This window comes from Streptomyces sp. NPDC007808, assembly GCF_042868655.1.
In the GTDB taxonomy this organism is placed as follows: Bacteria; Actinomycetota; Actinomycetes; order Streptomycetales; family Streptomycetaceae; genus Streptomyces.
This window is the reverse complement of record NZ_JBIAEQ010000002.1, coordinates 576,123-596,692: the sequence shown is the minus strand read 5'-3', so window position 1 is coordinate 596,692 and position 20,570 is coordinate 576,123. Positions and strand designations below refer to the sequence as shown.

Annotated in this window: 14 protein-coding genes and 1 pseudogene; 6 read left to right on the top strand and 9 right to left on the bottom strand. The window is 71.5% G+C overall.

Going from position 1 to position 20,570, the window contains the following annotated elements:
* The first annotated feature begins 54 nt into the window (after nt 1-54).
* Both ACFYNL_RS08930 and ppdK read left to right on the top strand, forming a co-directional pair.
* A complete protein-coding gene (locus tag ACFYNL_RS08930; RefSeq protein ID WP_388798910.1) occupies nt 55-1,257 on the top strand; it encodes an ROK family protein in 1,203 nt (400 codons plus the stop codon).
* A 605-nt stretch (nt 1,258-1,862) separates the two neighbouring features.
* The gene (gene ppdK, locus ACFYNL_RS08925; protein ID WP_388798907.1) at nt 1,863-4,583 is read left to right on the top strand and encodes a pyruvate, phosphate dikinase; all 2,721 of its coding nucleotides are present in this window, start codon (nt 1,863-1,865) and stop codon (nt 4,581-4,583) included.
* A 1,226-nt stretch (nt 4,584-5,809) separates the two neighbouring features.
* Here the strand turns inward: ppdK and ACFYNL_RS08920 are convergent.
* The 4 genes and pseudogenes from ACFYNL_RS08920 to ACFYNL_RS08905 all read right to left on the bottom strand — a co-directional run bounded on the left by ACFYNL_RS08920 (nt 5,810) and on the right by ACFYNL_RS08905 (nt 9,935).
* Nucleotides 5,810-5,989, bottom strand: a complete 180-nt coding sequence (locus tag ACFYNL_RS08920; RefSeq protein WP_388798904.1) for a hypothetical protein — start codon at nt 5,987-5,989, stop codon at nt 5,810-5,812.
* Nucleotides 5,990-6,074: 85 nt separating this feature from the next.
* Nucleotides 6,075-7,234: pseudogene (locus ACFYNL_RS08915) on the bottom strand (alkaline phosphatase PhoX).
* Between the two features lie 248 nt (nt 7,235-7,482).
* The gene (locus tag ACFYNL_RS08910) at nt 7,483-8,967 is read right to left on the bottom strand and encodes an ATP-binding protein (protein ID WP_388798902.1); all 1,485 of its coding nucleotides are present in this window, start codon (nt 8,965-8,967) and stop codon (nt 7,483-7,485) included.
* Nucleotides 8,964-9,935, bottom strand: a complete 972-nt coding sequence (locus ACFYNL_RS08905) for a winged helix-turn-helix domain-containing protein (protein ID WP_388798899.1) — start codon at nt 9,933-9,935, stop codon at nt 8,964-8,966. Before ACFYNL_RS08905 ends, ACFYNL_RS08910 begins: the two co-directional genes overlap by 4 nt.
* Nucleotides 9,936-10,124: 189 nt before the next feature.
* On the opposite strand from ACFYNL_RS08905, the gene ACFYNL_RS08900 reads away from it, so the two are divergent.
* On the top strand, nt 10,125-10,730 hold the full coding sequence (locus ACFYNL_RS08900) for a carbonic anhydrase (protein ID WP_388798896.1): 606 nt from the start codon (nt 10,125-10,127) through the stop codon (nt 10,728-10,730).
* 107 nt (nt 10,731-10,837) lie between these two features.
* Complete coding sequence (locus tag ACFYNL_RS08895) at nt 10,838-12,529, top strand: SulP family inorganic anion transporter (RefSeq protein ID WP_388798893.1); 1,692 nt, start codon at nt 10,838-10,840, stop codon at nt 12,527-12,529.
* 291 nt (nt 12,530-12,820) lie between these two features.
* On the opposite strand, the gene ACFYNL_RS08890 is transcribed toward ACFYNL_RS08895, so the two are convergent.
* The 5 genes from ACFYNL_RS08890 to ACFYNL_RS08870 all read right to left on the bottom strand — a co-directional run bounded on the left by ACFYNL_RS08890 (nt 12,821) and on the right by ACFYNL_RS08870 (nt 18,490).
* The gene (locus ACFYNL_RS08890; RefSeq protein ID WP_388798890.1) at nt 12,821-13,606 is read right to left on the bottom strand and encodes an SDR family NAD(P)-dependent oxidoreductase; all 786 of its coding nucleotides are present in this window, start codon (nt 13,604-13,606) and stop codon (nt 12,821-12,823) included.
* 72 nt (nt 13,607-13,678) lie between these two features.
* Nucleotides 13,679-14,263: a TetR/AcrR family transcriptional regulator gene (locus ACFYNL_RS08885; RefSeq protein WP_388798887.1), complete on the bottom strand. Its 585-nt coding sequence runs from the start codon at nt 14,261-14,263 to the stop codon at nt 13,679-13,681.
* Nucleotides 14,264-14,322: 59 nt separating this feature from the next.
* Nucleotides 14,323-14,673 carry a nitrite reductase small subunit NirD gene (gene nirD, locus ACFYNL_RS08880; protein ID WP_388798884.1) on the bottom strand — a complete coding sequence of 117 codons (351 nt, stop codon included), beginning with the start codon at nt 14,671-14,673 and terminating at the stop codon, nt 14,323-14,325.
* The gene (gene nirB, locus ACFYNL_RS08875) at nt 14,670-17,276 is read right to left on the bottom strand and encodes a nitrite reductase large subunit NirB (RefSeq protein ID WP_388798881.1); all 2,607 of its coding nucleotides are present in this window, start codon (nt 17,274-17,276) and stop codon (nt 14,670-14,672) included. Before nirB ends, nirD begins: the two co-directional genes overlap by 4 nt.
* A complete protein-coding gene (locus ACFYNL_RS08870) occupies nt 17,276-18,490 on the bottom strand; it encodes an NAD(P)/FAD-dependent oxidoreductase (protein WP_388798878.1) in 1,215 nt (404 codons plus the stop codon). The genes nirB and ACFYNL_RS08870 overlap by 1 nt, the downstream gene beginning before the upstream one ends.
* Nucleotides 18,491-19,189: 699 nt before the next feature.
* On the opposite strand from ACFYNL_RS08870, the gene ACFYNL_RS08865 reads away from it, so the two are divergent.
* A complete protein-coding gene (locus ACFYNL_RS08865; protein ID WP_388798875.1) occupies nt 19,190-19,972 on the top strand; it encodes a sulfite exporter TauE/SafE family protein in 783 nt (260 codons plus the stop codon).
* A gap of 43 nt (nt 19,973-20,015) precedes the next feature.
* On the top strand, nt 20,016-20,555 hold the full coding sequence (gene cpt / locus ACFYNL_RS08860; protein ID WP_388798872.1) for a chloramphenicol phosphotransferase CPT: 540 nt from the start codon (nt 20,016-20,018) through the stop codon (nt 20,553-20,555).
* The last annotated feature ends 15 nt before the right edge of the window (nt 20,556-20,570 follow it).

Here is a 20,570-nt window from a genome sequence, read left to right as displayed (position 1 = left end):
TAACACGCAAAACCCAATATGTAATGCAGGGTTGAGGAACACAAGGGGGTGTGCATGAGCGCACGGGGTCCGGCGAGCGCCGGGGAACTGCTCCAACTGGTGCGGAGCGGACGGGCCGTCACGCGCGGCGCGCTCCAGCACGCGACCGGCCTGTCCCGCGCCACCGTCGGTCAGCGCCTGGACCGCCTCTTCCGCGCGGGGTGGCTGCGCGAGGGTGCCGTCGGTCCCGTGGGCTCCCCGCTGGGCGGCCGGCCCTCCATCACCCTGGAGTTCGACGACGCCCACGCCGTGGTCCTGGCCGCCGACCTGGAGACCCGTCACGCGCGCGCCGCCGTCCTGTCGTTGACCGGTGAGATCCTCGCCGAGCACACCGGCACGCTGGTCGTCGAGGACGGCCCGGGCATCGTGCTGGACGAGCTGGGGCGCTGGTTCGCCGAGTTGCTGGAGAAGGCAGGCCGTCGCGCGGCCGAGGTCTGCGGCATCGGTCTCGCGGTCCCGGGTCCGGTGGACACCGTGACCGGCCGGGTGGTCCAGCCGCCGATCATGCCGGGCTGGGACGGCTACGACACGACAGGCCGCCTCGCCCGGTCCTTCGCCGAGGCCACCGGTGCCGCACCGGTCCCGGTCCTGGTGGACAACGACGCCAACCTCATGGCGTACGGCGAACAGCGCACCGGTTTCCCCGACTGCTCGGCGTTCGTCCTCGTCAAGGTCTCCACCGGCATCGGTGCCGGGGTGGTGGTGGACGGCTCGATCTACCGGGGCATCGACGGCGGCGCCGGCGACATCGGCCACATCAGGGTGCCGGCGGGCGCGGACGCGCTGTGCCGGTGCGGTTCGTACGGCTGCCTGGCCGCCGTCGCCAGCGGGGGTGCCGTGGCCCGCAGGCTGGCCGGGGGCGGGGTGCCGGCCGCCTCGGGCTCGGATGTGCGGGACCTGCTGGCGGCCGGGGACCCGGGCGCGGCGGCACTGGCACGGGAGGCCGGGCGACAGGTCGGGGACGTGCTGGCCACCGTCGTGACGCTGCTCAACCCCGGTGTGCTGATGATCGCCGGGGACCTCGCCGGGACGCCCTTCCTCACCGGCGTACGGGAACTGCTGTACCAGCGGGCGCTGCCACGCTCCACGGCCCACTTGGACGTCGTGACCTCGCGGCTGGGGGACCGGGCCGGGCTGGTGGGGGCCGGGGCGCTGGTCGTCGAGCATCTGTACGCGCCGCAGCGGGTGGAGGAGCGGCTGGCCGCGTTGGGGGTGTGACGGGGGGAGCGGGTGTGACGGGCGGGTCTGTGGCGGGCTGGTCTGTGGCGGGGGGAGCGGGTGTGTGACGGGCGGGTCTGTGACGGGTGGAGCGGGTGCGTGACGGGCGGGTCTGTGGCGGGGGAGCGGGTGTGTGACCGGCCAGGTCTGTGACGCGGGGAGCCGGTGTGTGACCGGCGGGTCTGTGACGAGCGGGTTTCGGTTCGGAGGCGTGTCCGGAGCGCGTCCGCATGGTGAAATCCGACGGCTTGTGGGAGCGTGATTCTCGCCACCCTTGATAAGGGTTGCGCTCAGATGAGCGGATCTTGAGCGGCTGCACTTCTCCAAGGGGTGGCACTCCGTGCCACCCCTTGATCGTTCATCGATCGAACTCAGACGTGCGATAGTCCCGCTCATCTGAGCGCGGTTGCTTACTTGTGAGGGCTTTCGCGTTCAAGAAGTGAAAACATCCGTCCGTCTCGGCTTGCCAAGCCTTGACTTTCGATCCCCTGGCGGACGGGTGGTTACGGGCGTATGACGCGTGAGTAGACGTACCCAGGCGCCTTCGATCTGGGTATGTTCCTCGCCGTCAGGGCAGCCACCGCGTCCTCGAGGGAGTCGAGACCGTGTCGGAAAACAAAGAACCCCACGTAGCGAAGTTCGTTTACGACTTCACCGAGGGAAACAAGGACCTCAAGGACCTCCTGGGTGGCAAGGGCGCCAACCTCGCCGAGATGACCAACCTGGGGCTCCCCGTTCCTCCCGGCTTCACGATCACGACGGAAGCCTGCAAGGTCTACCTCGACAGTGGCGAGGAGCCGGCGGCACTGCGTGACGAGGTGAGTGCGCACCTCGACGCCCTTGAGACGAAGATGGGCAAGAAGCTCGGCCAGGCCGACAACCCTCTGCTGGTCTCGGTCCGCTCCGGCGCGAAGTTCTCGATGCCCGGAATGATGGACACGGTCCTCAACATCGGGCTCTCCGACAAGTCCGTGAAGGGCCTCGCCGAGCAGGCGGGCGACGAGCGGTTCGCCTGGGACTCCTACCGGCGCCTCATCCAGATGTTCGGCAAGACCGTCCTCGGCGTCGACGGCGACCTCTTCGAGGAGGCCCTCGACAAGGCCAAGGAGGCCAAGAAGGTCACGGTCGACACCGACCTGGAGGCCGCCGACCTCAAGAAGCTGGTCACCGCCTTCAAGAAGATCGTCAAGAAGGAGGCCGGCCGGGACTTCCCGCAGGACCCGCGCGAGCAGATGGACCTCGCCATCAAGGCGGTCTTCGACTCGTGGAACGGCGACCGCGCCAAGCTGTACCGCCGCCAGGAGCGCATCCCGCACGACCTCGGCACGGCCGTCAACGTCTGCTCCATGGTCTTCGGCAACCTGGGCCCCGACTCCGGTACCGGCGTCGCCTTCACCCGTGACCCCGCCTCCGGCCACCAGGGCGTCTACGGCGACTACCTCCAGAACGCCCAGGGCGAGGACGTCGTGGCGGGCATCCGCAACACCGTCCCGCTCGCGGAGCTGGAGACGATCGACAAGAAGTCGTACGACCAGCTGATGCAGATCATGGAGACGCTGGAGAACCACTACAAGGACCTCTGCGACATCGAGTTCACCATCGAGCGCGGTCAGCTGTGGATGCTCCAGACCCGTGTCGGCAAGCGCACGGCGGGCGCGGCCTTCCGCATCGCCACGCAGCTCGTCGACCAGGGCCTCATCGACGAGGCCGAGGCGCTCCAGCGCGTCAACGGCGCCCAGCTCGCGCAGCTGATGTTCCCGCGCTTCGACGAGAGCGCGAAGGTCGCGCAGGTCGGCCGGGGCATCGCGGCGTCGCCCGGTGCGGCGGTCGGCAAGGCGGTCTTCGACTCGTACACCGCCGTGAAGTGGTCGCGCTCCGGTGAGAAGGTCATCCTGGTCCGCCGGGAGACCAACCCCGACGACCTCGACGGCATGATCGCCGCCGAGGGCATCCTGACCAGCCGGGGCGGCAAGACCTCCCACGCGGCCGTCGTCGCGCGCGGCATGGGCAAGACCTGTGTCTGCGGCGCCGAGGAGCTGGAGGTCGACACCAAGCGGCGCCGCATGACGGTCCCCGGCGGGCACGTCGTCGAGGAGGGCGACGTCATCTCCATCGACGGCTCCAGCGGCAAGGTCTACCTGGGCGAGGTCCCGGTGGTCCCGTCCCCGGTCGTGGAGTACTTCGAGGGCCGGATGCACGCGGGCGCCAACGACGCCGACGAACTGGTCGAGGCCGTGCACCGGATCATGGCCTTCGCCGACCGCAAGCGCCGGCTGCGCGTGCGGGCCAACGCGGACAACGCCGAGGACGCGCTGCGCGCCCGTCGCTTCGGCGCCCAGGGAATCGGTCTGTGCCGCACCGAGCACATGTTCCTCGGCGACCGCCGTGAGCTGGTCGAGCGCCTCATCCTGGCCGACACGCAGGAGGAGCGCGAGGAGAGCCTGAAGGCGCTGCTGCCCCTTCAGAAGAAGGACTTCGTCGAGCTGTTCTCCGCGATGGACGGCCTCCCGGTGACGATCCGCCTCCTCGACCCGCCGCTGCACGAGTTCCTGCCCGACATCACCGAGCTGTCGGTCCGTGTCGCCCTGGCCGAGTCCCGCCAGGAGTCCCACGAGAACGACCTGCGCCTGCTGCAGGCGGTCCACCGTCTGCACGAGCAGAACCCGATGCTGGGTCTGCGCGGTGTCCGGCTCGGCCTGGTCATCCCCGGCCTGTTCACCATGCAGGTCCGTGCCATCGCCGAGGCCGCGGCCGAGCGCAAGAACGCCAAGGGCGACCCGCGCGCCGAGATCATGATCCCGCTCGTCGGCACCGTCCAGGAGCTGGAGATCGTCCGCGAGGAGGCCGACCAGGTCATCGCGGAGGTCGAGGCGGCGACGGGCACGCAGCTCAAGCTGTCGATCGGCACGATGATCGAGCTGCCGCGGGCCGCGCTCACGGCCGGTCAGATCGCCGAGGCCGCGGAGTTCTTCTCCTTCGGCACGAACGACCTCACCCAGACCGTGTGGGGCTTCAGCCGGGACGACGTGGAGGCCTCGTTCTTCACCGCGTACCTGGAGAAGGGCATCTTCGGCGTCAGCCCCTTCGAGACGATCGACAAGGACGGCGTCGGCTCGCTGGTCGCCGCCGCCGCCAAGGCCGGCCGCGAGACCCGTCCCGACCTGAAGCTCGGCGTCTGCGGCGAGCACGGCGGAGACCCGGAGTCCGTCCACTTCTTCCACGAGGTCGGCCTCGACTACGTCTCCTGCTCGCCGTTCCGCATCCCGGTGGCCCGCCTGGAGGCCGGCCGCGCGGCGACCCAGTCGGAGGGCAGCGACCACCGCTGACCTCCCCCGACTCCGGAACCGTCGTCCGTCCCCGACCCTCAGTACCGATGGGCGGCGGTTCCGGTGCACGAAAGAGGGCGGCACCCTGTGCGGGGGTGCCGCCCTCTCCTGCTTCTGCTGTCTCCGCCGTCATGCCATCATGCATCGGCTCGGGCCCCGTCCCTGGAGCGTCGCTATTGATCACGACACGCCATTCACCGAGTGTGCAGGGGAGGCGTTGTAATCGATCGGCCCGAACCGCGGCGGCTGGTGCAGCAGTTGGGGGACTATGGAGTAGGAGACGGCCAGGCGTGTTGGCGTTTCCACATCCCCGGGGGTGCCATGGCCGATTCATCCGACGCGAAGCACAGTCCGACTCACCGTCCCATCACCCTCGATCTGCGGGGAGCGCAGGGCGTGATGGTGGGGACCGGGGCGGGTGGCCCTGCCGGAGCGGGATGCTTCCCGTGGAAAACGATCGTGTTCCTGATCAGCGTTGCCTTGATGGCTTTCGGCGTCGTAATGGGCAGCGACCCCGGTCCAGACAGTCAGAAAACCTACGTTGAAACGATCGGCCGCGCTCGCCAGCAACTCTTTGAGGGCCAACTCGTGTACACCGACGCTCGATCCTTGAATCTTGTGGCAGATGCGGAGCCGCGTGCATTCCGCGCCGAGGTCCTGGGCAGTTGGCGTCGAGTCAGGCCGGGTGAGGCGCAGGGGTCAGTGACTGCGGGCGCCCAGATCGGGGTGAGGCTGCGTTGCTCGGGTGCTGGAGTGCGGTGTACGCAACTGTCGTCCGAGCGTCAGAGCGTCCTGTCCAGGAAAGAGGGGGCAACCTGGGTGTGGGAGGTGAGCGCAGAGCGTCCCGGGAAAATCAGCATCGCTCTCACTGTGACTGCCTACTTCGGCCAAAGCAACACGGTTCTCGTCGAGAAGCCCCCCGTGGCACAGCGTGTGGACGTTGTGCCCCTCCCTGTCCTCAACGGGTGGTCCTGGGTGAAGGGCCTGTGGCAGTGGATGACCGCTGCGATCACCAGCCTGGGCGGGTTGGCTGTGTCTTTGAGTGCCATCGCCGCTGTGATCGTCATGGCGATGCGTCGGCAGCTCCCGGGGGTCGATGTCCCGACGCAGGGCGTCGGCTCGCGGGCACGCGTGCGTTCGGTACGAATGACACGCTCCAGTCGGGGTCGCCCACTTCCGCGATCCACTGTGCTCAGGAGCCTTCGGCCCAGTCGCCGGAGAGACGCTCAGCGTGCGCCGCACGAGTGAAGCCCGCTCTTCGAGCCCTCACCCGAGGCGCCGCCCGCGCCGATGCCGAGGAAGAAAGCGAGGGCGAGCGCCGGCAGCGCATAGCGCTTGCGCGCCCAGCCGGGGGCAGGTCGGAAGGGCGGCTGCGGCACGGGTGCCGTGGTGTATGGATGGGTCATGTCATCCCCCCACTGGTGGTGCGTGAGGGGATGACCGTAATGCGCAGCGCTCGAATGTGGAGGAGATGTGGCTGTTTCGTGACCACTAGGTGCGGAAGGGTCCCTTCACCTCGTAGGTGATGCCGCCCGAGGAGCTTCCCGTGGTGCCCCGCTGGCTGGAGAAGTACAGCCGCGTCCCGTCCGGGGAGAAGGCGGGGCCGGTGATCTCCGAGCCCGACTGGCCGTCGATCCGCAGGAACGGGGCGACGACGTCGTCCGGGGTGATGACGCAGATGTCCATGGTGCCGCCGTCCTCGGCGACGAAGAGGTCACCGGAGGAGGAGCCGGTGATGTTGTCGACGCCGGTGAGCGGGGCCGTTCCGGAGGTGACGAGGGAGTCGTCGTACGCCAACTCGTAGGTGCCGGCCGTGAGGTTCAGCTGCCAGACGCGGTTGTCGCCCTTGGTGGTGAACCAGACCTTGTCGTCGGCGTAGTGGCAGCCCTCACCGCCGTTGAAGGACTTCGACCCCGAGACCTGCGAGCGCGTGGCCGTGGGGGAGCCGTCCGGGTCGGGGACGTTCGCCCAGGTGAAGGAGCCCGAGGTGCCGCTTCCCGCGACCATGACCTGCAGGGTGCCGGAGGACAGGTCGCCCCAGGTCGTCGGGACGAAGCGGTAGAAGCGGCCGTTGGTCTCGTCCTCGGTCAGGTAGATCACCCGGCGCACCGGTCGGCGGCCGCCGCCTCGTGCTTGAAACGGCCCATCGCGTCCCGGCGGACCGCCGCGTTCGTGCCCCACGGGTCGGTCTCGTAGACGTAGCCGAGGGACACCTCCTCGCAGGACAGCCAGGTGTTCCACGGTGTCTTGCCGCCCGCGCAGTTCTGGCGGGTGGCGGAAAGGATGCGGTACGCGCCCGTGATCGTGCCCGTCGAGGAGAACTTCACCGCGCTCGCCCCGCCGCCCGGGTTGATCTCGGAGTTGGAGACGTAGATCCAGCCGGTGCCGTCGGTGTAACAGGCGCCGCCGTCGGGGGCGTTGTGCCAGGTGTACGACGTCCCGGCGACCGTCTGGCCGGAGCGGGCGATGACGCGGCTGGTGAAACCGCTCGGGAGCCTGATGCCGTTGGCGTCGGGGGAGCCCAGCGGCCCGTAGGGACCGGTGCCGGGCTGGGCGGGGGCCGCGTGGGCGGCGCCGCGCCACAGGGTTCCGCCGAACACGGCGGTCGAGCCGCCGAGGACGGCCGCACGCAGAAGGTCACGACGTTCCACTCTCACTCCAAGGGGTGCCGTACCGCCCCGCCGCCGGTCGACGGTGGGGTCGTGGGTGGGGGGTGGTGGATACGGGTGTGCATGGGGCGGCATGGAACCTGAAGGAGCATGGTGGACGGGCCATGGCCAGTGCGTGACCGGCGGACGGCGTACCCGAGAGCTGACCGTGCCCGCCGACGGGCATCGTCCGTGCCGGAGACCGGGCGCCGCCCGTGCCCGCCGACGGGCGCCGCCCGCCCGTATCCGGATCACGCGCGCAGCGCCGGCAGCCCTCGTTTGCGCTGAGCGGGCCTGTCCGCCGCCGGGCCGTGTGCCTCGCGTGGCGGCTCCGCCGACGGCAGGCGGATCACCACGTCGAGTCCGCCCGCGGCCGCGGCGTGCAGGCTCGCCTCGCCGCCGCTCGCGTGCGCCAGCCGCTGGACCAGCGACAGGCCGAGCCCCGTCCCGCCCTTGGGGGCGCCCGGCGCCCGCCAGAAGCGGTCGAAGGCGCGGCTGCGCTGCTCCGCCGTCATCCCGGGGCCCTCGTCGGTGATGTGCAGGTCGACCCAGGCCGGGCGGGCGTCCCGCAGGGCGCGGCGGGCCGGCACATGGAGCCGTAGCTCCATGGTCACGGTGCTGTCGGACGGGGAGGCGCGCAGGGCGTTGGACAGCAGGTTGTCCACGATCTGCTCGACGGCGCCCGGCACCGCCAGCACCGGGCCGACACTGCCGGCGAACAGCACGAGGGAGACGCCCTGCCGTTCGAAGAGCGGCTGCCAGGTGCGGTGCCGTTCCGCGCAGACCGCACCCACGTCGACGGGACCGGGTGTGGCGGCGCTCTCCTCCAGCCGGGCCATCGCCAGCAGGCCCTCCACCATCCGCGAGAGCCGGTCCGTCTCGGTCACGGCGGCGGCGAGGCTGCCCCGGCCGCGGGCGGCGACATTCGGCTCCAGGTTCTCCAGCCGCAGCCGCAGCGCCGCGAGCGGCGTCTTGAGCTGATGGGAGGCCTCGCCCGCGAACGCGTGCTGGGCGGCGAGGAGTTGGGCGAGCCGGGCCGCCGTACGGTTGAACGCGGCGGCCAGCCGGCGCACCTCGGGCGGCCCCTTGGTCATCGTCACCGGAGTGGCGCGGCCGCCCTCCGCCAACTCGTGCGTGGCGTACTCCAGTTCACGGATGGGCCGACCGGCCCAGCGGGCGATGGCGAACCCGACCGCGGTGACCGCCGTGAGGACCCCCAGTCCGCCGAGGACCAGCAGCAGCCAGACGTGACGGACGCGTTCGTGCACGGTCTGTGTCGGCACCGTCAGCCAGACGGCACCCTGCATCCGCGCATCGCGCTGGATCGGCGCGGCGACCGAGAGGTACTCGACGCCGCCGATGGTCGACGTACGGACGTCCACCGTGGGGGCGCCGCGGAGCGCGGCCGCGATGCCGGGACGGGAAGCGAGGTTGGAGGACATCACGGCGGCCCGCGGATGCGAGGTGGCGAGCAGGGCGCCCGAGGCGTCCACGATCACCACCTTCCCGCCGATGCGCTCGGCGCAGTGCATCACCCGGCGCGGCAGTTCCCGTTCGGCCCGGCCCGCGCTGAGGGAGAGCGAGGCGTACGCGGACACCGACTCCGCCTCGTCCTTCGCCGCGTTCACCACCCGCTCCCGCTCGCTGCGCGAGTAGACGAAGCCCAGCGGGATCTCCAGGCAGAGCAGCACGAGCGCGGCGAGGCTGAGGTAGCTGAGCAGCAGCCGGCGGGTCACGGCGACGGCACCCGCGGTCCGCTCGGCTCGGTCCGCACCGCCAGCCGGAAGCCGACCCCGCGCAGGGTCCGGATCCATGCCGGGTCGCCCAACTTCCGCCGCAGCGAGGCGACATGGACGTCCAGCGTCTTGGTCGGACCCTCGTAGTGCGGATCCCACACCCGGTCCAGGATCTGCTGCCGGGAGTAGACCGCGCCCGGGTCCTCGGCCAGCAGCGCCAGCAGCTCGAACTCCTTGGGCGTGAGTGTGACGGGCACCTCGCCGACCCAGACCTGGCGGGTGCGGCGGTCGACGACCAGAGGGCCGGGGGCGGGCCCGGCCGGCAGGGACGCGGTGTCGTCGTACGGGGAGGGGGACTCGGCCTCGTACGACGAGGGCGGCGGAGGTACCGCCGGGTCCGCCTCGGCCTGGGCGCGCCGGCGTTCCGCCACCGCCTCCGCGTGCAGCCGCTCCACCACCGCCTCCGCGCGTTCCCGGTACGCCACCGCCTCCGTGCGCAGCCGCTCCACCAGCGCGTCCGTGCGCCCGCGGTCCATCCCCGAGGGCAGGCCCCCGAGCCCGGGCTCCGCGTCCACCGGCTCGGCGTCCGCCGGTTCCGCCGCCGACTCCGCGCGCTGGGTCCGCCGGGTCACCGCCCGCACGCGGGCCACCAGCTCCCGGACGCTGAACGGTTTCGCCAGATAGTCGTCCGCCCCGAGCTCCAGCCCCAGGACCCGGTCGGCCTCCTCACCCCGCGCACTCAGGATGATGACCGGCACGTCCGAGACCTGTCGGATGCCGCGGCAGACGTCGATGCCGTCCATGTCCGGCAGCCCGAGGTCGAGCAGGACGACATCGCCGTACGGCCTTCTCAGCCCCTCGGCTCCGGTGGTGACGTGGTCAACCCGCAGCCCGAAGTGGCCGAGCCCCTCGATGAGCGGTTCGGCGATCGTTTCGTCGTCCTCGATGAGCAGCACGTGTATGCCCATGGGTCCCGTCTCTCGAATTAATGTTCTCTGCCCTGGGTGGCCACGCTACAAGAAAAGGGTGCGCGCAGAACAGTGCACCAAAGAATGGCCAATCTCTGTGCGGGCCCTTGCCTTCGCTTAACCTTCGTCTGGTGTGCCCTCCTCTACGGTGTGGATGACCTGGTCGAACTCCCCTGCGAGGAGGCTCCGTTGAAGGCATTGCTGGACCATGCGCGCACGTTCGGGCGTCGGGTCGAATTCGAGAGCGGTGAATACCGGAAACTGGCAGACGGGCAATATCCCGAGGCCCTCTTCATTACCTGCTCGGACTCCCGGGTCATACCCGCGCTGATTACCGGAGCGCGACCCGGGGAGATATTCGAGCTGCGCAACGCGGGAAATATCGTGCCACCGTACGGCAGTCCCGGCGCGTCCGGTGAGGCGGCCACCATCGAGTACGCACTGGAGGTGCTCGGAGTTCAGGACATCGTCGTGTGCGGTCACTCACACTGCGGCGCGATGGGGGCGCTGAAGTCCGGCGACGACCTGTCGGCACTGCCGGGTGTGGACGCCTGGCTCCAACTGGCCCGCCCCGACCTGGCCCAGGTCCTCGACGCCGCCTCCGACGACCCGTCGCTGCCCGACGTGGCACAGGGCAACATCGTCAACCAGCTGGCCGTGCTGCGGACCTACCCGATGGTGCGGCAGCGGCTGGACGCGGGGCGGCTGCGGCTGCACGGCTGGTACTACGAGGTCGACACCGGGCAGGTGCACGAGCTGGAGGGCGACGGCCGGTTCCGGGTGCATACCGGATGAGCGGGGCGCATGCGCGCGGGCGGACGCGCGCCAAGGGGGGACTGCCGAACTTCAGGGGCGTGAAGCCGCCGAAGCCGGGGGGCGCGCAACCGCCGAAGCCGGGGGGCATGCAACCGCCGGCGGCCGGGAACGTGCGGCCGCCGAAGCCCGGGGGCGCCAGGCCCGACCTCGCCAACGAGATCACCGCCTCCCTCGTCGTCTTCCTCGTCGCCCTGCCCCTGTGCATCGGCGTGGCCGTCGCCTCGGGAGTGCCCGCCGAACTCGGCATCATCTCCGGGGTGATCGGCGGCCTGGTCGTCGGCGCGGTGCGGGGCAGCACGCTCCAGGTGAGCGGGCCCGCCGCCGGACTCGCCGCGCTGGTCGCGGAGACGGTGCTGGAGCACGGCCTGGCGATGCTCGGCGTCATCGTGCTGTTCTCCGGCATCCTGCAGATCGTCCTCGGCCTGGTACGCCTGGGCCGGATGTTCCAGGCGATCTCCATCGCCGTGGTCCAGGGCATGCTCGCCGGCATCGGCCTGCCCCTGATGTTCAGCCAGGCCTATCCGATGGCCGACGCCAAGGCCCCCGGCACCCCGATCGAGAACATGGCCGGGATACCGGGCCTGTTCGCCGCCATCCTGACCGACCCGCAGGCGATGATCGCCACCCTGCTCGGCGTCGCCACGATCGTGCTGAGCTTCCTGTGGAAGAAGGTGCCGGGTCCGGCGAAGAGGATCCCGGCCGCGCTGGTCGCGGTCGGTGTCGGCATCCTGGTGGCCGCGCTGCCCGGCGTGGACGTCAAGACGCTCCAGGTCGGCAATCTGCTGGCGTCCGTGCGGGTGCCGGGTGCCGAGGAGTTCGCGGGACTCGCGGACGCCGCGGTCATCACCTCCGTCCTCACCTTCACCGTCATCGCCTCCGCGGAGAGCCTGTTCACCGCCGCCGCCGTGGACCGGATGCACAGCGGCCCGCGCACCCGCTACAACACCGAGCTCATCGCGCAGGGCGCCGGCAACACGGTCGCGGGCATCCTCGGCGCCCTCCCGATCACGGCGGTCGTCGCCCGCAGCTCGGCCAACGTCCAGGCCGGTGCGAAGACCCGCATCTCCCGTACCCTGCACGGCCTGTGGCTGCTGGCCTTCGCGCTGCTGCTGCCGCAGGTCCTGGCGCTGATCCCGATCTCGGTGCTGGCGGGCGTCCTCGTCCACAGCGGCTGGAAGCTGTTCGCGCCGGAGGAGTTCCCGAAGATGTGGCGGCAGGACCGGGGCGAGTTCACCGTCATGGCGGTGACGACGCTGGTCATCGTCGCGACGGCGCTGCTCGAAGGCGTCCTCATCGGTCTCGCGGCCGGGATCCTGCTGGCCGCACTGCGGATGTCCCGGACGGTGATCCGCCAGCACGTCGAGGACGACACCGCGAAGGTCGTCATGGCGGGCAACGCGACCTTCCTGCGGCTGCCGCAGGTCATCGAGGCACTGGAGGCCGCAGCCGCCTCGGGCAGGCCCCGTATCCGCCTCGACCTGACCGGCGTGACCCACCTGGACCACGCCTGCCGCAGCCAGGTGGAGGAGTTCACGGCACAGCAACGCGGGCTGGGCACGCGGGTGGAGCTGCTGATGCCGGGGCCGGCGAGGACGGAGGCACCCGCCGTCCCCGCCCGTACCCCGCAGGCGGGGCCGGCTCCCGCCCCGTCGCCGGTCCCCGGCCCGGATGCCGAGTGGTTCTACCTGGACACCCGGCCGATGCCGGCGGAGTACGACCGAGGCCCCGACGGCTACGGCCGAGCGCACGACGACTATGCGAGCACCTACCGGTCGTAGGCCGATCCCGATGCGTCCGCGTCGTGGGCCGATCCCGATGCGGCCGCGTCGTGCACCGATCCCGGTCCGTCCGCGTCGTAGGCCGATCCCGGTCCGTCCGCGTCGTGGGCCGATCCCCGTCCGTCCGCGTCGTGGACCGATCCCCGTCCGTCCGCGCCGGCAGGGGCCCGTCGTGTCCGGCTGGAACACACGGCACCCGGGCCGGAGCGGACGTGCGGCCGTGGCCGCATCGGGGCCGACAGCGGCCCGGTGCGGCCACGGCGTGTCAGCGCCCGCAGGGCCTGTGCTCGCTCAGGCCGTTGCCCCGCTGTCCACCACCAGGTCCGCGCCGACCACCGACGCCGCGTCGTCGGAGGCCAGGTAGAGGACCGCGGCCGCCACCTCCCGTGTGGTCGCGACACGGCCGAGGGGGAGCGCGGCACGGGCGCGCTCGGCCCGGTCGGCCTCCGTCTCGCCGGGGTTCAGGGACATGGGGGTGTCCACGGCGCCGGGGCTGACGGCGTTGATGCGGATGCCGTCGCGGATGTGGTCGAGGGCGGCGCCCTTGGTCAGGACGGAGACGGCGGCCTTGGTGGCGGCGTAGGCGGCGGCGCCGGGGTGGCGGACGTGGACGCCGAAGGTGGAGGCGATGTTGACGATCGCGCCGCCCGTCGACTGGGAGCGCATCTGCCGGATCTCGGCCTGGAGGGCGAGGAACACGCCCGTGACGTTGGTGGCGAGCTGGGTGTGCCAGTCCTCCTCGGGGAGGTCGGCCAGCGGAGCGCCGCCGCGGAAGACGCCCGCGTTGTTCACCGCCACGTCCAGGCGGCCGAAGCGGTCCACCGTCGCGTCCACGGCCGCCTGGACGTCGGCCGCCACGGACACGTCCGCCGCCACCGCCACCGCCAGCGCCTTCCCGCCCGCCTCCTCGATCAGCGTCACCGTATCCTCCAGCGGGTCCCGCCTGCGGCCGGTCACGACGACGTTCGCGCCCTCGGCGGCGAACGCGAGCGCGACGGTCCGGCCGATGCCCGAGCCGGCGCCGGTGACGAGGGCGGTCCTGTCGGTGAAGCGGGCACGGGTGGCGGTGGTGGTCATGATCTCCCCTTTTTCTTGACCGATTGGTTCAGTATGAAGGCATGAAAAAAGCCCCTCGGAACGAAGGGCGTCTCAGTCGAGCAGTGCCAGCGCCTGTTCCGCCGCGTCCCGCACCCGCGCCGGGTCCGGTGACGCCTTGCCCACGACCCTCAGGCCCTGCAGCAGGACCAGCAGCATGCGCGCGAGGGTGAGCGGGTCGCGGTCGGCGGGCAGTTCCCCCTGGGCCTGGGCGCGGAGAAGGGTCGAGTGCAGCACCGTCTCCAACTGGTCCCAGTTGCGCTCCACCTGCCGCGCAGCGGCCGGATCGTGCGGCGCGAGTTCCGCCGCCGTGTTGGTGACCAGGCAGCCGTTCCGGCGCAGTCGGTCGTCGGCGGCCTCGGTGGCGTACCGCCTGACGACGGATCGTACGGCCGGCAGGGCGGGCCCCGGCTGGGACAGCTCCCGCACGATCGGCGGGAGCCCGGCGCGGTCGTAGCGCTCCAGTGCCTTCAGGTACAGCTCGTGCTTGCTGCCGAAGGTCGCGTAGAGGCTCGCGCGTCCGATGCCGAGGTGTTCCACGAGGTCCGCCATCGACGTCGCCTCGTAGCCGCGCCGCCAGAACAGCTCAAGGGCTGCCTGGAGCGCGGCCTCGGGGTCGAACTCCTTGGTCCTGGCCATACGGGCCAGCCTAGGTTCAATCAGAATGATCGGTCAAGATAGGTCAGGATGGTTCGGCTCTACGACGTCCGTACCTCGTACGTCGCGACCCGCACCGACTCGTCGTCCAGGCACTGCCCGGACTCCAGGTCGAACCGCTGCTTCAGCAGGGGCGAGGCCACGAACGGACGGCCCTGGTGGGTGCCGGTCAGGCCGCGGGAGAGGACCGCCGCCCCGCTGAACGGGTCGCGGTTGTCGATGGCGTACAGCTGTCCGGCGCGGTCGCGGAACAGGGCCACCTGCTCGCCGTTCGGCAGCAGGGCCGCCACACCGCGGCCGGGGAGCAGCCGGGGCAGCTCGCAGACCGTCAACCAGTCCGCGCCCAGCTGTACTTGGACCTTCAGGTCGGTTGTCTCGGGTGCCAGGGTCATCGCTGGGCGCTTCCTTCCAGGGGACGGTGGCCGATGGTCAGCAGCGGCAGGTCGGGCTTGATCTGGTCGCGCTCGGGCACGAAGCCGACGACCGGGTCGGGGGTGTCGGGGGCGTTGACGAAGGAGACGAAGCGGGCGAGCTTCTCGGGGTCGTTGATGGTCTCCGCCCACTCGTCGCGGTAGTTCGCGACGTGCGCCGCCATCAGCGACTCCAGCTCCTCGCAGATACCGAGGGAGTCCTCCACGACCACCTCGCGCACATGGTCCAGGCCGCCGGGGATCCGCTCCAGCCACACGCTCGTGCGCTCCAGGCGGTCCGCGGTGCGGATGTAGAACATCAGGAACCGGTCGATCAGGCGGATCAGCTCGGCGTCGGACAGGTCCTGCGCCAGCAGGTCCGCGTGGCGCGGGGTGGCGCCGCCGTTGCCACCGACGTACAGGTTCCAGCCGTTGGCGGTGGCGATCACGCCGAAGTCCTTCGACTGGGCCTCCGCGCACTCGCGCTGGCAGCCCGAGACCGCCGACTTCAGCTTGTGCGGGGACCTGAGTCCCCGGTAGCGCAGCTCCAGGTCGATCGCCATCCGTACGGAGTCCTGGACGCCGTAGCGGCACCAGGTCTGCCCGACACAGGACTTCACCGTACGCAGCGCCTTGCCGTACGCGTGCCCGGACTCGAAGCCGGCGTCCACCAACCTGGCCCAGATCAGCGGGAGTTGCTCGACGCGCGCGCCGAACAGGTCGATCCGCTGGCCGCCGGTGATCTTCGTGTAGAGACCGAAGTCGCGGGCGACCTCGCCGATCACGATCAGCTTCTCCGGGGTGATCTCACCGCCGGGGACGCGCGGCACGATCGAGTACGAGCCGTTCTTCTGGATGTTGGCGAGGAAGTGGTCGTTGCTGTCCTGCAGGGCCGCCTGCTCACCGTCCAGGACGTAGCCGCTCGCGCCGATCGTCGGGGCGAGGGAGGCGATGATCGAGCCGACGGCCGGCTTGCAGATCTCGCAGCCGTCGCCGCCCTTGGCGCCGTCGCGGCCGTAGCGGTCCAGCAGGTCCTGGTAGGTGTTGATGCGCAGGGCGAGGACGATCTCGTACAACTCCTCACGGGTCTGCGAGAAGCAGCCGCACAGGCCCTTGTCGACCTCGACGCCGGACGCCTCCAGCTCGGCGGTGACCAGTTGGCCGAGGACCTTCACGCAGGAGCCGCAGCCGGTGCCGGCCTTGGTGCACTTCTTCACCTCGGGCACGGTCGTGCACTGGTGGTCGGTGACCGCGCCGCGGATCGTGCCCTTGGTGACGTTGTGGCAGGAGCAGACGACGGCGTCGTCGGGCAGGGCCGACGGGCCGAGCTGCGCGGGGGCCCCGGCACCGGCCGGCAGCACCAGCGACTCGGGCGAGACCGGCGGGACCGAGCCGGTGAACGCCTTCAGCGTGCCGTACGCCTCCGCGTCGCCGACCAGGATGCCGCCGAGCAGCGTGCCGTCGCGGCCGATGACCAGCTTCTTGTACAGGCCCGCGCGGGAGTCGGAGTAGACGACGTCCAGGCAGTCCTCGGCGGTGCCGTGCGCGTCGCCGAAGGACGCCACGTCCACGCCGAGCAGCTTCAGCTTGGTGGACAGGTCGGCGCCGGTGAACGACAGCTGCTCGGACTCGTCCGCGGCGATCGTGGCCGCGGCCGTCTCCGCCTGCTCGTAGCCGGGGGCGACCAGGCCGTACACCCGGCCGTCGGCGGCCAGCGCGCACTCGCCGATCGCGAAGACGTGCGGGTCGGCGACCGTACGGCACTGCTCGTCGACCGCGATGCCGCCGCGCTCGCCGACCGTGAGGCCGCAGTCGCGGGCCAGCTGGTCGCGGGGGCGGACACCGGCGGAGAAGACCACCATGTCGGTGGCCAGTTCGGAGCCGTCGGAGAGCTTCATGCCGGTCACGGCACCGGACTCGTCGACGACGATCTCCTGCGTACCCACGCCGGTGTGCACGCTCAGGCCCATGTCCTCGATCGTGCGCAGCAGCGCGGCGCCGCCACCCTCGTCGACCTGCACCGGCATCAGACGGGGCGCGAACTCCACGATGTGCGCCTCGATGCCGAGACCCTTCAGCGCACCGGCCGCCTCCAGGCCCAGCAGGCCACCGCCGACCACGGCACCCGTGGTGGCCTTCGTCTTCGCGTACTCCTCGATCGCGAGCAGGTCCTCGATCGTGCGGTAGACGAAGCAGCCCGCGGCGTCCTTGTTCGGCACCGGCGGTACGAAGGGGTAGGAGCCGGTGGCCATGACGAGGACGTCGTACCCGAAGACCGCACCGGACCGGGCGGTGACCTTCCGGGCCTCACGGTCCACGGCGATCGCCGGGTCGCCGACGTACAGCTCGATGCCGTGGTCCTTGATGAACTCCATGTCCGTCATGGACAGGTCGTCGGGTGTCTTGCCCGAGAAGTACGAGGTGAGCGCCACGCGGTCGTACGCCGGACGCGGTTCTTCGCACAGTACGACCACGCGGTGCGTGGCGGTCAGGCCGCGCTCGGCGAGCGCTTCGAGGAAGCGCTGGCCGACCATGCCATGGCCGACGAGCACGATCGTGGGGGTCGCCCCCTGGGTGGCCGTCATCAGGAGCCTCCATCGTTGGTGAGCAGGTGGAGCAGAGGGCCGCCGTCGGACGGGAGCGGCTCTGCTCCCTCCCAGGCGCGGGCGAGCGCGCCGACGGTGCCCAGTTCGCCGACGAGGACCCCGCCGACCAGGCGGTCGTCACGCACGACGACCTTGCGGTAGGTACCGCGGGTGGCGTCGGCGAGCTGCACGACGTCGTCGCCGGGAAGGGCCTCCGTCTCGCCGAACGCGGCGAGGTCGAAGAAGCCCTCACCGGCCAGCGTCAGCCGGGTCAGCGCCCGGGTGCCGGTGTAGCGGGCGCCCGTGTCCCCCGCCAGCAACTCGGCGAGCACGTCCGCCTGTTCCAGCGCGGGCGCGGCCAGCCCGTAGACCGTTCCGTCGTGCTGCGCGCAGTCGCCGACGGCCCGGATGTGCGGATCGGAGGTGCGCAGTTCGTCGTCGACGACGACTCCCTTGCGCACGTCCAGTCCGGCGGCCTGCGCCAGACCCACGCGAGGGTGGACCCCGCAGGCCAGGACCACGAGGTCGGCGTCGAGCGCGTATCCGTCCGCCATCTCCACCGAGCGGACCGCGCCGCCGACGCAGCGCACGTCCCGCACCCGCAGGTCGGTGTGGACCTCCACGCCGAGGTCGGTGAGGTGCCGCCGGACCAGCTTCGAGGCGGCCGGGTCGAGCTGACGCTCCATCAGCCGCTCGGACTGCTGGGCGAGCACGACCTGCGCGCCGCGTAGCGCGAGCGCACGGGCCGCGGAGACCCCGAGGAGCCCGCCACCGATGACGACGGCCCGCGCACCCGGTCGTACCGCCTTGGACAGGCCCAGGCAGTCGTCCATCGTGCGGAAGGCGTGCACGCCTTCCGGCAGCACATGGTCGGGGGTGAACAGGCCGCGCAGCGGCGGAAGTACGGGGTTGGAGCCGGTGGCGAGCACGAGCGTGTCGTATGCGATCCGCGAGCCGTCCGCGAGGTGCACGGCGCGCGCCTCCCGGTCGATCCCGGTGACCCGGCCGCGCGTCAGCCCCGCGGGCGCCGGAAGGGCGATCACGTCGGGGCTGTAGCGGCCGGCCAGCACCTCGGCGAGCAGCACCCGGTTGTACGGGCGGTGCTCCTCGTCGCCGACGAGGGTCACGGGCGTGCCGAACTCGCCGAGCCGCCGGGCGAGCCGCACGCCCGCGAGCCCGGCGCCGATCACCACCACACGCGTATTCGAGGTCATGGCATCGAGCGTGCGGCGCGGGTGTTTCCCGACCGCATCACGTCTGTTTCCCGCGAGGAACGCTGCCCTCAGCGGGGCCCGGGGCGCGGTGTGAGGGTTCGGAGGGAACGCGAGGGCCGGGCTGTGAGGCGGATGCGGAGGGGTGGGGGCAGGGCTGACCCGACCCCGGGTCCGGGTGCGGGCACCATCGCCGAGCGCAGCGGGGGCTGCGGGAACCTGGGGAGCCCGGTTCCGGCAGGTCACGCCCAGGGGGAGGGACGACGGTCACGAGGCGCGGGATCCCGGTGCGGGACGCCGCGGCCACCACGGACAGCGCTGCGGTACGGGCGCGGCGGGTGGTCCGCGAGCCCTTCACCGGCGGGACGTGGCGCCGTTTCGCCTGTGCGGTGCTGGCGTTTCCGGGGGGTGTGGCATGCGTCCCACCGGGACTCCTCGGGGCTGCTGATGCCGTGCATGGGACGCGGGCCGGCCGCGCGGCGCCCGGAGTTCGGCGCCCGGTGCCCGGTGCCCGGCGCCCGGCGCGCGGAACCCGGCGCGCGGAACCCGGCGCCCGGAGCCCGGCGCCCGGAGCCCGGCGCCCGGAGCCCGGCGCCCGGAGCTCGGCGCCCGGCGCGCGGAGGACGCGGACCGGACCCGGTACCTCAGGAGTCCCTCAAGTCGCATGGACTGCACGAGCGGCGTCCGCCTAGGGTCGCGATCATGCCCGACATATCGCTGACCACGGTCGTCCTCCTGTGCCTGGCAGCCCTCGCGGCCGGCTGGATCGACGCCGTGGTCGGCGGTGGCGGACTCCTGCTGCTCCCGGCCCTGCTGCTGGGCCTCCCCGCGAGCACCCCGGCCGCCTACGCGCTCGGCACCAACAAGGCGGTCGCGATCGTCGGCACGACGGGCGCCGCGGTGACGTACGCCCGCAAGGCCCCCGTGGACGTGGGCCTGGCCGTCCGTATCGGCCTCGCGGCGCTCGCGGGTTCCTCCGGCGGCGCCTTCTTCGCGGCCGGCATGAGCACCGAGGTGCTGAAGCCGGTGATCATGGTGGTGCTGCTCGGTGTCGCCGCGTTCGTGATCCTGCGCCCCGCCTTCGGCACCGCACCGGCGACGGGCCCGGCCACCCGCCGCCAGATGCTCGCCGCGATCGGTCTGGCGGGCCTGGGCATCGGCTTCTACGACGGCCTGATCGGCCCGGGCACCGGTACCTTCCTGGTCCTCGCCCTCACCGCCGTCCTCCACCTCGACCTCGTCACCGCCTCCGCCACGGCCAAGATCGTCAACTGCTGCACCAACGCCGGGGCGCTGGCCACCTTCGCCTGGCAGGGCACGGTTCTGTGGCAGCTGGCCGCGTTGATGGCCCTGTTCAACCTCGCGGGCGGCACGCTCGGCGCCCGTACCGCCCTGAAGAAGGGCAGCGGCTTCGTCCGAATCGTGCTGCTGACGGTGGTGTTCGCGCTGGTGGCGAACCTGGCGTACGAGCAGTGGGTGGCCTGAGAAACGAGTGGGGGCCACCGGGCGGCCGATCTAGGGTTGCCCCGTGACGACACACCTTCAGGTCATCGTGCTCAACGGCGGCTCCAGTTCGGGCAAGTCCGGGATCGCCCGCTGCCTCCAGGCGGTGCTGCCGGACCCGTGGCTCAGCGTCGGCATCGACGGGCTGGTCGACTCCCTGCCCCCGTCCCTCAAGGAGCCGGGCGACGGCATCGGGTTCGCGCCGGACGGAGAGGTGAGCGTCGGACCGCGGTTCCGCGCGCTTGAGCAGGCGTGGATGACCGGCGTGGCCGCGATGGCCCGTGCGGGCGCCCGTGTGATCGTCGACGACGTCTTCCTGGGCGGCGCCGCCTCCCAGGAGCGCTGGCGCACGGCCCTGGCCGGACTGGAGGTGCTGTGGGTCGGAGTCCGCTGCGAGGCCCGGGTCGCCGCGGGCCGCGAGGTCGTCCGAGGCGACCGGCAGCGGGGGATGGCCGAGTCCCAGGCCGCCCTCGTCCACCAGGGCGTGGCCTACGACCTGGAGGTGGACACCACCCGCACCGAGTCGCTGGACTGCGCGCGGACCATCGCCGCGCGCGTGGGCTGACCCGGCCACGCGCGC

What these genes read in the sequence shown, in the direction of transcription:
- ACFYNL_RS08930 (WP_388798910.1), top strand. Translation starts at nt 55, where the DNA reads ATGAGCGCACGGGGTCCGGCGAGCGCCGGGGAACTGCTCCAACTGGTG.
- ACFYNL_RS08920 (WP_388798904.1), bottom strand. Translation starts at nt 5,989, where the DNA reads ATGACCCATCCATACACCACGGCACCCGTGCCGCAGCCGCCCTTCCGA.
- ACFYNL_RS08905 (WP_388798899.1), bottom strand. Translation starts at nt 9,935, where the DNA reads ATGGGCATACACGTGCTGCTCATCGAGGACGACGAAACGATCGCCGAA.
- ACFYNL_RS08895 (WP_388798893.1), top strand. Translation starts at nt 10,838, where the DNA reads ATGCAACCGCCGGCGGCCGGGAACGTGCGGCCGCCGAAGCCCGGGGGC.
- ACFYNL_RS08890 (WP_388798890.1), bottom strand. Translation starts at nt 13,606, where the DNA reads ATGACCACCACCGCCACCCGTGCCCGCTTCACCGACAGGACCGCCCTC.
- ACFYNL_RS08885 (WP_388798887.1), bottom strand. Translation starts at nt 14,263, where the DNA reads ATGGCCAGGACCAAGGAGTTCGACCCCGAGGCCGCGCTCCAGGCAGCC.
- nirD (WP_388798884.1), bottom strand. Translation starts at nt 14,673, where the DNA reads ATGACCCTGGCACCCGAGACAACCGACCTGAAGGTCCAAGTACAGCTG.
- nirB (WP_388798881.1), bottom strand. Translation starts at nt 17,276, where the DNA reads ATGACGGCCACCCAGGGGGCGACCCCCACGATCGTGCTCGTCGGCCAT.
- ACFYNL_RS08870 (WP_388798878.1), bottom strand. Translation starts at nt 18,490, where the DNA reads ATGACCTCGAATACGCGTGTGGTGGTGATCGGCGCCGGGCTCGCGGGC.
- ACFYNL_RS08865 (WP_388798875.1), top strand. Translation starts at nt 19,190, where the DNA reads ATGCCCGACATATCGCTGACCACGGTCGTCCTCCTGTGCCTGGCAGCC.